Consider the following 13,933-nt stretch of genomic DNA (forward strand, 5'->3'; position numbering starts at 1 on the left):
AGTTTCAAATACCTTAGTTTCAGATGCATTAGTTTCATTGCTTGTCTTATCTGTTGTTGTACCCTTTGTTTTCCTCTGGTGTTGAAGCGCAAAAAATTGTGATCCGTATACTCACCGCACAGATTTAAACGGTATTGCGCTACCCAGCAACTCAGCACTTTTAACCTTGATTCATTCATCAAAGCATGAGCCCTCCGCTTCTGGTCGCATTTCTTTTCGATTTTCCTTTTCGTTATAATTTATTTCGTTAAGCTATATCGACTATTTGCGCAATAATCTCAGGAGCCACAATGGATCAATCTTGGGTCAACCAGGCCATCGCTAAGATCGAGGCAGACTATCAACGCAGTGCAGACACCCATCTGATCAAGCTGGAACTGCCCATGCTGCCCGGCATAGATATCTATCTCAAAGATGAAAGCACTCACCCCACAGGTAGTCTCAAGCATCGCCTGGCGAGATCCTTGTTCCTCTACGCCTTGTGTAATGGATGGATCACCCAAGATACGCCCATTATCGAATCCTCATCCGGCAGTACCGCCGTGTCCGAGGCCTATTTTGCGCGACTGCTTGGTCTACCCTTTATTGCTGTTATGCCAGCCTCTACCGCTAAGAAGAAGATCCAACAGATAGAGTTCTATGGTGGACGCTGCCACTTCGTCGAACATTCGAGCCAGATCTACGCCGAATCGCAACGACTGGCCGACGAGCTATCGGGCCACTACATGGATCAGTTTACCTACGCAGAGCGAGCCACCGACTGGCGCGGTAACAATAATATCGCCAACTCCATCTTCGAGCAGATGCAGCGAGAGCCACATCCCGTTCCCAGCTGGATCGTGATGAGCCCAGGCACAGGCGGCACATCGGCCACCATAGGCCGCTACATTCATTACCAGTGCGCCAAGACCAAACTCTGTGTGGTCGACCCGGAGAATTCGGTGTTCTATGACTATTATCATAGCGGCGATGCCAGCATCAGCTGCGCCGGCGCCAGTCGCATCGAGGGCATAGGACGTCCCAGAGCAGAACCCTCCTTTATCCCCGGCGTTGTCGATCACATGGTTAAGATAGACGACAGCGCATCCATCGCCACCATCTATTGGTTAGAGACCCTAATAGGCCGCAAGGCAGGTCCCTCTACGGGCACTAATCTCTACGGCGCCCTGCAACTGGCCAGCGAGATGCAATCAAATGGTCAAACCGGCTCCATCGTTACCCTGCTTTGCGACTCGGGCGAGCGTTATCTGGATACCTACTACGACAGCCAGTGGGTAGATGAACATATAGGTGATATCAGCCTGTATCAGGCCAAGCTAGCGGCCTTCAATCAGACGGGACACTTGGAATAACGCATAGCACTGCTAATCCAAGCTTAGGGATGAATAGGCTCGACGTGAGCTAAACAAAAAACGGCGCTATGGCGCCGTCTTTTTATTATCGTAACGAAAACTCTCTAGGACTCAGTCGATATTAAGATATTTGTGAGTCTGAATAGAGAGACGCCAGTTACGCTCGATACAGACTTTCATCGCCAGCTCGGTGGCGCGAGGCTTCTGGCTAATGGGTTGCAGGCAGATGGTCTTGCCCAGCGTATCTATGCCTTTCAATAGCTCATCAAGTTCCTCGATATGAGAGACCTTGGCAACCGGATGTTTGATCTCGTCTGCCCGTTCCAGTGCCTGTTCTAACACCTTATAACCGCCCTTCATGTTGATCTTGGGCGATACAGTTACCCAGGCACGGGGGTCGACTAACACATCGAAGGTACCACTGGTCTCTATCTGACACTGCAATCCCGCATCGGAAAAGGCTTGAGTCAAGGCGATGAGATCATAGATGCAGGGTTCGCCACCAGTGATCACCACATGTTTGGCACTAAAGCCCTGCACCTTGAAGTGCATCAAGAGTTCGCGAGCGTCCAGCTCGGCCCAGCGGCCTATGGTGCCGTCCACCTGGATCACTTGCTCGGGGGAGACGCGGTTCTCGGCTAATGTTTCCCAAGTATGCTTAGTATCACACCAGGAGCACCCGACTGGACACCCCTGCAGGCGCACGAAGATCGCCGGGACCCCAGTGTAGACCCCTTCGCCTTGGATGGTTTCAAATACTTCATTAACCGGATACTTCATCTTTAACCTCATCATCTTGGGGCGGCTTTTATAGAAGATTTTGCCCCTACAAGCAAGTATAACTCCATTAATTCACCGAGGTTTCGCCAATTTATCGCCCGGACAAACCGATAGTGACAAGAAAATTTGCAAGGCCATGCGGGTCAGTTAAACTATCGACAAATTTTCTATTCGGACAGACAAAATGTCTAAAGCTGTTGTGGTATTTAGTGGAGGGCAGGACTCCACTACCTGTTTAATTCAAGCCCTGAATCAATATGATGAAGTACATGCCGTCACCTTCGACTACGGCCAGCGCCACAGTGAGGAGATTGCCACCGCAGAGAAGCTCGCCAAACAGCTCAAGGTTGCCAGCCACAAAATATTGGATGTAACCGTGCTAAACGAACTGGCCATCTCTGCCCTCACCCGGGATGCCATTCCTGTGTCGAACGAATTGATGGACAACGGCCTGCCTAACACCTTCGTGCCAGGGCGCAACATACTGTTTCTCACACTGGCCGGGATCTACGCCTATCAGTTGGGCGCCGAGAGTGTGATCACAGGGGTGTGCGAGACTGACTTCTCTGGCTATCCCGATTGTCGTGACTCCTTCATCAAGGCGATGCAGTCGGCGCTGGAACAGGGAATGGATCGAGAACTTAAGCTTGTTACCCCCTTGATGTGGCTCAACAAGGCACAGACCTGGGCACTGGCAGACAAGTACTATAGCCTGGAGTTGGTCAGAGACCAGACCCTTACCTGCTACAACGGTATCGTCGGCAGTGGCTGCGGCACCTGCCCCGCCTGCCTGCTGAGAGCCAAGGGTCTGAATGACTATCTGGATGATAAAGCAGGCGTCATGGCCGAGCTGGACGCAAAATGTTAGGTCGGCTAACGTCACGCGCCACCCCCTATGGCGTGGTGCTGGGGATCAGCATACTCTGCAGTCTACTCTTTATTCTCCATCTGGATGGTACCCTTGCCTTTCGGCGCAGCGCCATTGCTCATGGGGAATGGTGGCGCCTTGTCAGTGGTAATCTGCTTCACACCAACCATTGGCACCTGCTAATGAACCTGGCCGGACTCTGGGTGATCAGTTTTCTGCACGAGAACCATTACCGAGCCGGAAATTTCAGCCTGCTGTTTGTCATCCTCTGCCTGCTTCAAGGGCTGGGACTCTACTGGTTCTTCCCCACCTTAGGCGGATATGTCGGCCTCAGCGGCATGCTGCATGGCCTGTTTGCCTACGGGGCCCTAAAGGATATCCAGATCAAGGTCCGCTCCGGCTACCTGCTATTTGGCGGTGTCTGTTTTAAGGTGGGCTATGAGCAGTATTACGGCGCCACGGATCAGATCACTAAGTTGATCGATGCCAGGGTTGCCACCGAGGCACATCTGGTAGGCGTGATCAGCGGCGTGTTGGTCTTTCTGCTCTACCGCCTCATCAGGCGCCTGGCTCGCTAATAAACCAGCTCTGATGACCAAGCGCTTATGACCTGGTTAACGGCATTGTTTGAATGATTGCCACGGAATGCGTAAAAAAAGGGCTCACCTAGGTGAGCCCTTTCTTTTTAAGTCGCTTAAGCACGATTAGACCCTAAGCCTTGATCAGCGCCTCTCGTAGTGCCAGCACCTCATCACGCAGTGCGGCAGCCTGTTCGAACTCCAGGTCCCTGGCGTGTTGATGCATGCGCTTCTCTAATTCGTCGATCTGATGGCTGAGGCTGGTTGCATCTTGCTTGGCATAAGTCGTTCTGGACTCGGCTACCTTCTGATATTTCGGCAACACCTTGGCCGTGTGCTCGTTCTGCTCACCCAGATCCATCACATCGGCAATCTTCTTCGACACCCCCTTTGGAGTGATGCCGTTAGCCAGGTTAAACTCATGCTGTTTCTCTCTGCGCCTCTCAGTTTCACCTATCGCCTTGGCCATCGACTTAGTCACAGTATCGGCGTAGAGGATCACCTTGCCATTCACGTTACGGGCCGCTCGGCCTATGGTCTGAATAAGCGAGCGTTCGGAGCGCAGGAAACCTTCCTTATCGGCATCCAAGATACACACCAGCGACACCTCAGGCATATCTAACCCCTCTCTGAGCAGGTTGATGCCGATCAGCACGTCAAATACCCCGAGGCGCAAGTCGCGAATGATCTCCACCCGCTCGACCGTTTCGATATCCGAGTGTAGATATCGCACCTTCACCCCATGTTCGTCCAGGTATTCGGTGAGATCCTCCGCCATACGTTTGGTCAAAGTCGTCACCAACACTCTCTCATTCACGGCCACACGTTTATTAGCCTCAGACAGAAGATCATCCACCTGAATCGCCACAGGGCGCACCTCGATCTCTGGATCAAGCAGCCCGGTTGGACGCACCACCTGCTCGGCAATCTCGCCATCACTCTTGTCCAACTCATACTGGGCCGGTGTCGCCGACACGAAGATGGTCTGTGGCATCAAGGACTCGAACTCTTCGAACTTGAGCGGACGGTTGTCCAGCGCCGAGGGCAGACGGAAGCCGTACTCCACCAGATTCATCTTGCGTGACCGGTCTCCCTTATACATGGCCCCAATTTGAGGCACTGTCACATGGGACTCATCGAGGATCAGTAGGCCATCTGCGGGCAGATAATCCAGCAGGGTCGGCGGCCCCTCTCCCGGGCGTCTACCTGAGAGGTAGCGGGAGTAGTTCTCGATGCCGGAGCAATAACCCAGCTCTGTCATCATCTCGATATCATATTGCACCCGCTCGGAGATGCGCTGGGCCTCGATCAGCTTATTATTGTCCAGCAGATACTGTCTGCGCTCCCTCAGTTCCTCTTTGATATCTTCTGTGGCCGCTAGGATCTTCTCCCTGGGAGTCACATAGTGGGTCTTAGGATAGACGGTAGTTCGCGCGATACGCTGCAGAATGTGGCCGGTTAAGGGGTCGAACAGGCTGAGGCGGTCGATCTCATCGTCGAACAGCTCGACGCGGATCGCCTGCTTGTCAGATTCGGCGGGGAAGATATCGATCACCTCGCCGCGCACCCTGAAGGTACCGCGTTCGAGCTCAATATCGTTACGGGTATATTGTAGCTCGCTCAAACGCTGCAGTATCTCCCTCTGCCCCATGAAGTCCCCTTGACGAAGATGCAGCAACATCTTCATGTAGGACTCTGGGTCACCCAGACCATAGATGGCCGAAACCGAGGCGATTAACACTACATCACGGCGCTCTAGCAACGCCTTGGTGGCCGAGAGGCGCATCTGTTCGATATGAGCGTTTACCGAGGCATCCTTCTCGATAAAGGTGTTTGTCGAAGGCACATAAGCTTCGGGCTGATAGTAATCATAATAAGAGACGAAATACTCCACGGCGTTATGAGGGAAAAACTCCTTCATCTCGCCGTAGAGCTGGGCCGCTAGTGTCTTATTAGGCGCCATGATGATGGTAGGGCGCTGCATCTTTTTAATAACGTTGGCGATGGTAAAGGTCTTACCGGATCCCGTTACCCCAAGTAGGGTCTGACTCGCAAGGCCCGCATCCAGGCCATCGACGAGTTGCTTTATCGCCCCGGGCTGGTCACCGGCGGGCTTATACTGCGAGACGAGATCGAATGCTGATTCACTCAATGGTGCACTCCTTTATAGCTGTGCACCTATCTTAAAGTACCCACAGCTATTAGCCAATTGGGATAAGCCTTTTTCTCCCCCCTGAGACTTCACCTAAATACCCCATAAATGTCATCAGGCTGTAATGTAAGTTTGATACATAAGACAAAATAGCTCTCATGCTCAAAAAACAGGCTAAAACTCACGTCTGTAGCCAATTTAATACACAAGTAAAGGGCTAAATCCGATTACATATCTGTAACGTCGATGCGATTCTTAGCAAAAGAGACTTGATTTTTATAAGTGTCTGATATTCGGTAGCAATATTATGATGCGCTAATTCTTGTCATTTTAAGCTCAACCCGCAAGCCAGCTGCGTTTGACCGGGGGTTTTGTGGCTAACCCACAGGCTTATCCACAGATTTAGTGGATAACTCCCGCAACCTCAGGATAATCGCGGCTTTAGCCCCTTTTAGGAGAATCCCCTCTTTCGCGACAAGAGATGAAATTTTACTACATTTGAAATGCTTCCTCGGCTGCGCGCAACCCATGACTGTCACATTCATCGGTATAAATCCCTAATTGCCGATAATTTTCAGCCAGATATGACCGTTAAAGCAGCAAAATGCACACTTAGCGATCACTGTGCACATTAGATGAGCACTTAACAGCATAATTACACTTTTTTTGCTAAGTCGAGTTGACTCATGTGTAAGAGCGATTTAATATGCGCTCCGTCTTCAACGACGAGTCGCTTACACGATTCCCCAGTAGTTCAGTCGGTAGAACGGCGGACTGTTAATCCGTATGTCACTGGTTCAAGTCCAGTCTGGGGAGCCAAAGCGTCGAAGCGCTAGAAGATGAGTTAGCTATAAATGATGTTCCCCTGTAGTTCAGTTGGTAGAACGGCGGACTGTTAATCCGTATGTCACTGGTTCGAGTCCAGTCTGGGGAGCCAATTATAGTTAACATTATATAAGTATCGATTCCCCTGTAGTTCAGTTGGTAGAACGGCGGACTGTTAATCCGTATGTCACTGGTTCGAGTCCAGTCTGGGGAGCCACTTATACAATAGCGAAGTTTCTACTCCCCTGTAGTTCAGTCGGTAGAACGGCGGACTGTTAATCCGTATGTCACTGGTTCAAGTCCAGTCTGGGGAGCCACTTCACTATTTTATTTCTCTTACGATTCCCCTGTAGTTCAGTTGGTAGAACGGCGGACTGTTAATCCGTATGTCACTGGTTCGAGTCCAGTCTGGGGAGCCACCTTATCGTTACACCCTCTTCTATCCCCCTAAAAATCCATCTGCCATAAAGCGTTAGACTATCCGTTTCAAATTTAGCTAGAATGGGAAGTCGATCAATTTAGGTTACTTTTTATGGGCGTTGGTAAATCAATTCATCTATTGCTGTTAACGGCTTGTCTTGCCTTGACGGCGCTGGCATATCTTGACCAGAAACAGGAAACCGCCGCGTTAGCCGACTTACAGTTAAAAGAGTATCAATCCGATCCCCTATGGCAGCAGCCCTTACCCCAAGAGGGCAAAGCACTCTTTAACACCCTAAGTAAAAAGTATGAGTTTCAGTTCTTTCAATATATTCATCAGCTAGATGGCAGCCTTAATTACACCCAAGGCCAATTGATCGCCCAAGATACAGATCTCGCGACAGTGCTTTTCCATCAAGCCAGAGAAAACACTCGCCCCTTAGCCCAGGGGCGTTTACAGGTCAAATTAACCAGCAGCACCCTGGCCACCGATGCCTTAAACCATTTTCTATTTCTCCTCTATTGGATTCTTGGCGGTTATCTGACTCTGACTGTGCTGTTTAGCCTGTTGATGGCAAGGCAGAAGCGAGCCATCGGCTATGCCGTCGATGCGCTAGATTCCCTCGCAGAGCTTAAGTTTGATGCCATCGCGCTGTCGCGTTTTCGAGGGGAACTAAAACCCTTAGGCAAGGCTATCGAACACTGTCGCAATGGCCTGCACGATAAGTTCAATCAGATGCAGCAACATAACGAGAAACTGAATCGTGAGGCCTACCAAGATCCAGTGACCCTGTTTGGCACCCGACCGAAATTTACCGAGAAGCTCGATGCCATCGCCAAGCCAGGCAAGTCTCGTATAGGCCTCATGGCGATGATTAAGGCGACAGAGCTGGGGCATGTCAATCAGACTCAGGGAAGAGCGGCCGGTGACGATTACCTTGCCAGCGTCGCCACCTGCATCCGCAAGGCCCTTCAGGGGATACCCAACATAGAGGCGTTTCGGATAAGTAGTGCCGATTTCGCCGTTTTTATACCGGATCTGGTACTAAAAGATGCCCAACAGCCGCTAGAAAAGTTAAAAGCCCAATTCGATGAATACCAGCAAGGCAGCGATCTCGAATCCGTCGCCTATATCGGCATGGTACCCTATGAGCAAGGCGGCGATGCCTTATCCTTGGTCTACATAGCCGACGCCGCCGTCAGCATCGCCCAGACACTTGGGCCCAACAGCTTTCATGTACAGGAGAAACTCAGCGATGATGAACTGGTTGGCGACTCCCACTGGAAGTTAGCTATCGAAGATGTCATCAAGCGCCGAGCCATCAAGTTTCACGCCCAGGATATTCAACCCTGCCGCGGCGCCGACAACGTCTATCGTGAGATGCTGTCGCGCTTCTATAGCAGTGAGGGCAAGTTTCTACCCACGGGTACAGTAATTGCCATGGCCGAGCGACACGGTCTGAGTGTCGAGCTAGACAAGATCATCATATTGAGTACCCTGCGCCTGCTGCTCGATACCCCAACCTTCACGGGTGCCTTAGGGATCAATATCAGCACGGCCTCGGTCAACCAACCCACCTTTACCGCCTGGCTAAAGGATATCTTCGCGCGCCAACGGCAGATCGCCTCTCGCCTGATCTTAGAGGTCAATGAGGCCGGCATGCAGGCCAACATCCGCCAAGCCCACAAGTTTGTGCGGGACATGCACAGCGTCGGCGCGCGGGTGGCGGTAGAACACTTCGGCATGGGCTTTACCTCATTCAGGTTCTTCAAGGAAGTCAGGCCGGACTTTATTAAACTCGATGGCAGCTATTCTCAAGGGATAGACACAGATGCCAACAACCGTTTCTTTGTGAAGATGATCGTCGATGTCGCTCGTAAGCAGTCGGTAAGGGTGATCGCTTCCAGTATCGAGCGTCAGGAAGAGAAGTTTGCCCTGGAGCAACTTTTGGTCGATGGGCTTCAAGGATATTACATCGCTAAGCCTAAACCATTCACCGTAAAGGATGAACAATCTGCGCGCAGTCAGACGGCGGGATAAATAATCCCTTCATTCTTTGTGTTGTTTATCCTGGCCGAAAGGCCGATAATAGCCCGTAAATTAGATATAGATAACCCATTGAGATGAGCGAATATCTCCTCCTATTGGTCGGCACTGTGCTGGTCAACAATTTTGTATTAGTTAAATTTCTCGGCCTCTGCCCCTTCATGGGCGTCTCGAGCAAGTTGGAATCAGCCATCGGCATGTCGATGGCGACCACCTTCGTGCTCACCCTTGCCTCCATCTTAAGCTATCTGGTTGACACCTATCTGCTCACCCCATTCGATCTCAGCTATCTGCGTACCATGGCCTTTATCTTAGTTATCGCCGTCGTGGTGCAATTTACCGAGATGCTGGTACAGAAAACCAGCGCCGCCCTACACAGAGCCCTGGGTATCTATCTGCCGCTGATCACCACCAACTGCGCCGTACTGGGTGTTGCCCTGCTCAACGTCAATGAGAAGCATGACTTTATCGAGTCGGCCATCTATGGTTTCGGTGCGGCAGCTGGCTTCTCTATCGTCTTGATCCTCTTCTCAGCCATGCGTGAGCGTCTCGCCGCCGCCGACGTGCCTGCTCCCTTCAAGGGCGGCGCCATCGCGATGATCACCGCAGGTCTGATGTCTCTGGCCTTCATGGGCTTCACAGGTTTGGTTAATTAAGCATGAGCCAAGTTATTATTGCCATCATCCTTTTAGGATTACTCGCCCTCGCCTTCGGCGCGCTACTGGGTTACGCCGCCGAGAAATTTAAGGTCGAAGGCGACCCCATTATCGATCAAGCCGAGGCGTTGCTGCCTCAGACCCAGTGCGGACAATGCGGTTATCCGGGGTGTCGCCCCTATGCCGAGGCGATTGCCAACGGCGAAAAGATTAACAAGTGTCCACCCGGCGGAACAGCCACCATGGAGAAGCTTGCCGAGCTCATGGGGGTCGACCCAGAGCCGCTCACCGCAAGCGCCGAGACCCAAGTAAAGAAGGTTGCCTTTATTCGCGAGGCCGAATGTATCGGCTGCACCAAGTGTATTCAGGCCTGCCCGGTCGATGCCATCCTGGGCACAGGTAAGCAAATGCATACGGTGATCACAGATTACTGCACCGGCTGTGACCTGTGTGTCGAGCCCTGCCCGGTGGATTGCATCGACATGATCCCCGTGGCCGAAACGCTACAAAACTGGAGCTGGCAGCTCAATGCCATACCCGTGGTCAATATTAGCGAGGAATCTAAGTGTTAACCTTGTTAGAACAGATAGATAAAGGCACACTCTGGCGTATCCCCGGCGGTATTCACCCACCCGAGCATAAATCGCTTTCTAACCAGAGTGAGATAGCCAGGCTGCCCTTAGCGGATCACTACCTCATCCCAGTTCCGGGTGTAGGAGAAAACTGCACCTTAGCGGTGAAAGTCGGCGACGCTGTGACCAAAGGCCAGGCCTTGACCATGGGCGAAGGTTTTCGCCATCTGCCTGTGCATGCTCCCGTCTCAGGTAAAGTGATTGCCATCGAAGAGCGCGCCAGCAACCACGCATCGGCGCTGCCGGTGCTGACCTGCGTGATCGAAAACGATCATCAGGAGCAGTGGACAGATAGCGTTCACGGCCCCCTGAGCCCGGAACAGGTCGCCGAGATGGACAGTGATACCATCATCAGGCGTATTCAGGCGGCAGGCATCGCCGGTCTTGGCGGCGCAGCCTTCCCTACCCATATCAAGCTTAAGCCGGTAAGCGATATCGAGCTGCTGATCATCAACGGCGTCGAGTGTGAGCCCTATATCAGCTCTGACGATAGACTAATGCAGGAAGCGTGTGACGAAATTGTCCGCGGCATAGCCATCATCCATCAGTTGCTCAACCCCAAGCGGATCATTGTCGCCATCGAAGACAATAAGCCCAAGGCGATAGAGCAGATGGAACATGCCCTCAATCGTAGCCAGCTGCCGAATCACTGTGCGCGAGTGAATAAGATCCCTACTCTCTACCCGTCGGGTGGCGAGAAGCAACTGATCCAGATTTTAACCGGGCAGGAGGTGCCATCGGGCGCCATCCCGGCAAACCTGGGTATTCTGGTGCAGAACGTCGGTACCGCCTACAGCATTGCCCAAGCTGTCTATCGCAACATGCCGCTGATCGAGCGCGTGGTGACCCTTACTGGGCAGAATGTCGCCAAGCCGGGCAACTACTGGGTACCTATCGGTACCCCAGTCGAGCACCTGCTAGAGGTGGCGCAGTTTAGGGGCGATACAAACGCGCCGGTGATCATCGGCGGCCCCATGATGGGTTACATGTTGCCCGATGTTGCCGCGCCCATTACCAAAGGCACCAACTGTGTCTTGATGCCAAGCGAGCAAGAGGTCGCGCCGCCGAGTCCAGAGCAGCCCTGCATCCGCTGCGGTGAATGCGCCCAGGCCTGTCCGGCGCAGTTGCTGCCCCAGCAGCTGTTTTGGCATGCCAAGGCCCAGGAGTATGACAAGGCCGCCAGCTACAACCTGCGGGACTGCATCGAATGCGGCTGCTGCAGCTATGTGTGCCCCAGCGACATTCCTTTAGTGGAATACTATCGCGTCGCTAAATCGGCTTTGCGGCAAGAGGCGGAAGAGAAGAAACAGGCAGAGCTTGCCAAACAGAGATTCGACTCCCGCACCCTGCGTCTCGAGCAGGAGAAACGGGCCCGTGAAGAGAAAGCCAAGCAGGCTGCCGAGCGTCGCAAGGCCCAGATGACCGGCTCAGATAAAGACGCGGTTGCCGCCGCTATGGCGAGGATCAAAGCCAAGAAGGCCGCAGATGAGCAAAGCTCAACTGGCAGCACCACAGATAAACCACAAGACAAGGTGGCCGCCGCTATCGCAAGGGCTAAGGCTAAGAAGGCGGCCCAGAAAGGCGATGCCACAACCGCAACAGAGACGGCTGAGCAGCAAACATCTACGCCACGAGCCACGAGTGCCGACAATGGCGATTCAGCCACTCTGAGTCAGAAAGAAAAAGTCGCGGCAGCAATTGCCCGCGCCAAGGCGAAGAAGGCGGCGCAAAACGCGCCTGAGTCCGGCGATACAAGCCAAACGCCCGCTCAGGAAACCGAAGCCAATGCGCCCCTAAGCCAAAAAGAGAAGGTCGCGGCGGCAATTGCACGCGCTAAGGCCAAAAAAGCCGCTCAGGCGAGCGCAAGTGATGAACAAGTCACACCCAGCGAAAGCCAGACCAATATACAAAACGGAGCCCGAGACGGTGCCAAGGCCAGCAGCCCTGAAACCATCAAGAAGGCTAAGATAGCCGCCGCTGTCGCCAAGGCCAAGGCGAATAAGGCCGCTCAGGCAAGCGCAGGTGATGAACAAGTCGCGCCCAGTGAAAGCCAGACCAATATACAAAACGGAGCCCAAGACGGTTCCCAAGACGGTGACAAGACCAGTACCCCTGAAGCCATCAAGAAGGCTAAGATAGCCGCCGCTGTCGCCAAGGCCAAGGCGAAGAAGGCCGCTCAGGTGAGCGCGAGCGATGAACAAGCCGCGCCCAGTGAAAGCCAGACCAATATACAAAACGGAGCCCAAGACAGAGCCCAAGACGATGGCAACGCCAGCAGCCCAGAGGCCATCAAGAAGGCTAAGATAGCCGCCGCTGTCGCTAAGGCCAAGGCGAAGAAGGCCGCTCAGGCAAGCGCGAGCGATGAACAAGTCGCGCCCAGTGAAAGCCAGACCAATAACCAAGACGGTGCCCTAGACGGTGCCCAAGACGGCGACAAGACCAGCCCCCCTGAAGCCATCAAGAAGGCTAAGATAGCCGCCGCTGTCGCTAAGGCCAAGGCGAAGAAACTGGCCAAGGCCCAGGCAGAGACCCCAAACAATGAGCACAAGGATTAATCATGGCATTTAAGTTGGCCTCATCGCCACACCTATCCACCAAGGCACAAACCCGCGGCCTGATGTTTAAGGTCATGCTGTGCGCCCTACCTGGCGTGCTAGCCCAGTGCTACTTCTTCGGTTGGGGAACCCTGATCCAGATAGCCTTGGCTATTGCCATCGCAGTGGCCACAGAGGCGGCGGTGTTAAAGTTGCGTGCGCGTCCCGTGGGCAAGACCATTAGCGACAATAGCGCGGCCCTCACAGGTCTGCTCATAGGTGTGGCCATTCCGGCCCTGGCACCGTGGTGGATTGCGGCCATCGGCGTTGTATTTGCCATATTAGTCGTCAAGCAACTGTATGGTGGCCTAGGCAATAACATCTTCAACCCGGCCATGGCGGCCTATGTGATGCTGCTGATCTCCTTCCCGGTGCAGATGACCACCTGGGTCGCCCCTAGCGGCGCCGCCCTGAATGACATAGGACTAATGCAGAGCCTGAGCATCATCTTCCAGGGTGCCGATGCCGAGCAGATCCTCGCCTATCGGGCCGGCATCGATGGGGTTACCATGGCCACCCCACTGGATGCGGTAAAGACCGGTCTCTCCACAGGCCTGACCCTGGATGAGATTCTAACCAAGGCCAGCTTTAGCGACGGCTTTGGCATCGGCTGGGCGGCTATCAACCTCGCCTACCTGGCTGGCGGCCTGGTGATGCTCAAGCTTAAGCTGATCCGTTGGCAGATAAGCACCGCCATCTTGGCCAGCCTGTTTGTCTGCGCCAGCATAGGTTATCTGCTGAGCCCTGATACTCACATGGGCCCTCTAATGCATCTGTTTTCCGGCGCCACCATGTTAGCGGCCTTCTTCATCGCCACTGACCCCGTGACCGCGGCGACCAGCACCCGCGGGCGGCTGATCTTCGGCGCCCTGATCGGCCTGCTGGTCTATCTGATCCGCAGCTTCGGCGGCTATCCCGATGCCTTTGCCTTTGCCGTGCTGCTGGCAAACCTGTGTGCGCCCTTTATCGATTATTATGTCAAACCCCGAGCCTACGGCCACAGAGCAAGCCGCTAAGCCCACGGCAGGA

The 13,933-nt window shown here is 53.5% G+C and carries 10 protein-coding genes and 5 tRNA genes; 13 read left to right on the plus strand and 2 right to left on the minus strand.

Going from position 1 to position 13,933, the window contains the following annotated elements:
- Positions 1–290 precede the first annotated feature (290 nt).
- The gene (locus tag GNT65_RS01930; protein ID WP_160793424.1) at positions 291–1,352 is read left to right on the plus strand and encodes a PLP-dependent cysteine synthase family protein; all 1,062 of its coding nucleotides are present in this window, start codon (positions 291–293) and stop codon (positions 1,350–1,352) included.
- 111 nt (positions 1,353–1,463) lie between these two features.
- On the opposite strand, the gene queE is transcribed toward GNT65_RS01930, so the two are convergent.
- Positions 1,464–2,132 (minus strand): 7-carboxy-7-deazaguanine synthase QueE, encoded by a 669-nt coding sequence (gene queE / locus GNT65_RS01935; protein ID WP_160793640.1) that lies wholly within the window; start codon positions 2,130–2,132, stop codon positions 1,464–1,466.
- Positions 2,133–2,316: 184 nt separating this feature from the next.
- On the opposite strand from queE, the gene queC reads away from it, so the two are divergent.
- Both queC and rrtA read left to right on the plus strand, forming a co-directional pair.
- Positions 2,317–3,000, plus strand: coding sequence for a 7-cyano-7-deazaguanine synthase QueC (queC, locus tag GNT65_RS01940; protein ID WP_160793425.1), 684 nt, complete (start codon positions 2,317–2,319; stop codon positions 2,998–3,000).
- Positions 2,994–3,578 (plus strand): rhombosortase, encoded by a 585-nt coding sequence (gene rrtA, locus GNT65_RS01945; RefSeq protein WP_160793426.1) that lies wholly within the window; start codon positions 2,994–2,996, stop codon positions 3,576–3,578. Before queC ends, rrtA begins: the two co-directional genes overlap by 7 nt.
- A gap of 133 nt (positions 3,579–3,711) precedes the next feature.
- Here rrtA and uvrB read toward each other — a convergent pair whose 3' ends face one another.
- Positions 3,712–5,730, minus strand: a complete 2,019-nt coding sequence (gene uvrB / locus GNT65_RS01950; RefSeq protein ID WP_160793427.1) for an excinuclease ABC subunit UvrB — start codon at positions 5,728–5,730, stop codon at positions 3,712–3,714.
- A gap of 743 nt (positions 5,731–6,473) precedes the next feature.
- Here uvrB and GNT65_RS01955 point away from each other — a divergent pair.
- The 10 genes from GNT65_RS01955 (at position 6,474) to rsxD (ending at position 13,920) form a co-directional block, all read left to right on the plus strand.
- A tRNA-Asn gene (locus GNT65_RS01955) sits at positions 6,474–6,549 on the plus strand.
- 42 nt (positions 6,550–6,591) lie between these two features.
- A tRNA-Asn gene (locus GNT65_RS01960) sits at positions 6,592–6,667 on the plus strand.
- Between the two features lie 29 nt (positions 6,668–6,696).
- Positions 6,697–6,772 (plus strand) — tRNA-Asn (locus tag GNT65_RS01965).
- A 24-nt stretch (positions 6,773–6,796) separates the two neighbouring features.
- A tRNA-Asn gene (locus tag GNT65_RS01970) sits at positions 6,797–6,872 on the plus strand.
- A gap of 26 nt (positions 6,873–6,898) precedes the next feature.
- Positions 6,899–6,974: transfer RNA gene (locus tag GNT65_RS01975), tRNA-Asn, on the plus strand.
- Positions 6,975–7,087: 113 nt separating this feature from the next.
- Positions 7,088–9,016: an EAL domain-containing protein gene (locus tag GNT65_RS01980; RefSeq protein WP_160793428.1), complete on the plus strand. Its 1,929-nt coding sequence runs from the start codon at positions 7,088–7,090 to the stop codon at positions 9,014–9,016.
- An 83-nt stretch (positions 9,017–9,099) separates the two neighbouring features.
- Complete coding sequence (rsxA, locus tag GNT65_RS01985; protein ID WP_160793429.1) at positions 9,100–9,678, plus strand: electron transport complex subunit RsxA; 579 nt, start codon at positions 9,100–9,102, stop codon at positions 9,676–9,678.
- Between the two features lie 2 nt (positions 9,679–9,680).
- Complete coding sequence (gene rsxB, locus GNT65_RS01990; protein ID WP_144204256.1) at positions 9,681–10,250, plus strand: electron transport complex subunit RsxB; 570 nt, start codon at positions 9,681–9,683, stop codon at positions 10,248–10,250.
- On the plus strand, positions 10,244–12,865 hold the full coding sequence (gene rsxC, locus GNT65_RS01995) for an electron transport complex subunit RsxC (RefSeq protein ID WP_160793430.1): 2,622 nt from the start codon (positions 10,244–10,246) through the stop codon (positions 12,863–12,865). Before rsxB ends, rsxC begins: the two co-directional genes overlap by 7 nt.
- 2 nt (positions 12,866–12,867) lie before the next feature.
- Complete coding sequence (gene rsxD / locus GNT65_RS02000; RefSeq protein ID WP_160793431.1) at positions 12,868–13,920, plus strand: electron transport complex subunit RsxD; 1,053 nt, start codon at positions 12,868–12,870, stop codon at positions 13,918–13,920.
- Positions 13,921–13,933 lie beyond the last annotated feature (13 nt).

This window comes from Shewanella insulae (genome assembly GCF_009831655.1).
Classification (GTDB): Bacteria; Pseudomonadota; Gammaproteobacteria; order Enterobacterales; family Shewanellaceae; genus Shewanella; species Shewanella insulae.

Coding starts and splice junctions, on each gene's coding strand:
- GNT65_RS01930 (WP_160793424.1), top strand. CDS start 291: ATGGATCAATCTTGGGTCAACCAGGCCATCGCTAAGATCGAGGCAGAC.
- queE (WP_160793640.1), bottom strand. CDS start 2,132: ATGAAGTATCCGGTTAATGAAGTATTTGAAACCATCCAAGGCGAAGGG.
- queC (WP_160793425.1), top strand. CDS start 2,317: ATGTCTAAAGCTGTTGTGGTATTTAGTGGAGGGCAGGACTCCACTACC.
- rrtA (WP_160793426.1), top strand. CDS start 2,994: ATGTTAGGTCGGCTAACGTCACGCGCCACCCCCTATGGCGTGGTGCTG.
- GNT65_RS01980 (WP_160793428.1), top strand. CDS start 7,088: ATGGGCGTTGGTAAATCAATTCATCTATTGCTGTTAACGGCTTGTCTT.
- rsxA (WP_160793429.1), top strand. CDS start 9,100: ATGAGCGAATATCTCCTCCTATTGGTCGGCACTGTGCTGGTCAACAAT.
- rsxB (WP_144204256.1), top strand. CDS start 9,681: ATGAGCCAAGTTATTATTGCCATCATCCTTTTAGGATTACTCGCCCTC.
- rsxD (WP_160793431.1), top strand. CDS start 12,868: ATGGCATTTAAGTTGGCCTCATCGCCACACCTATCCACCAAGGCACAA.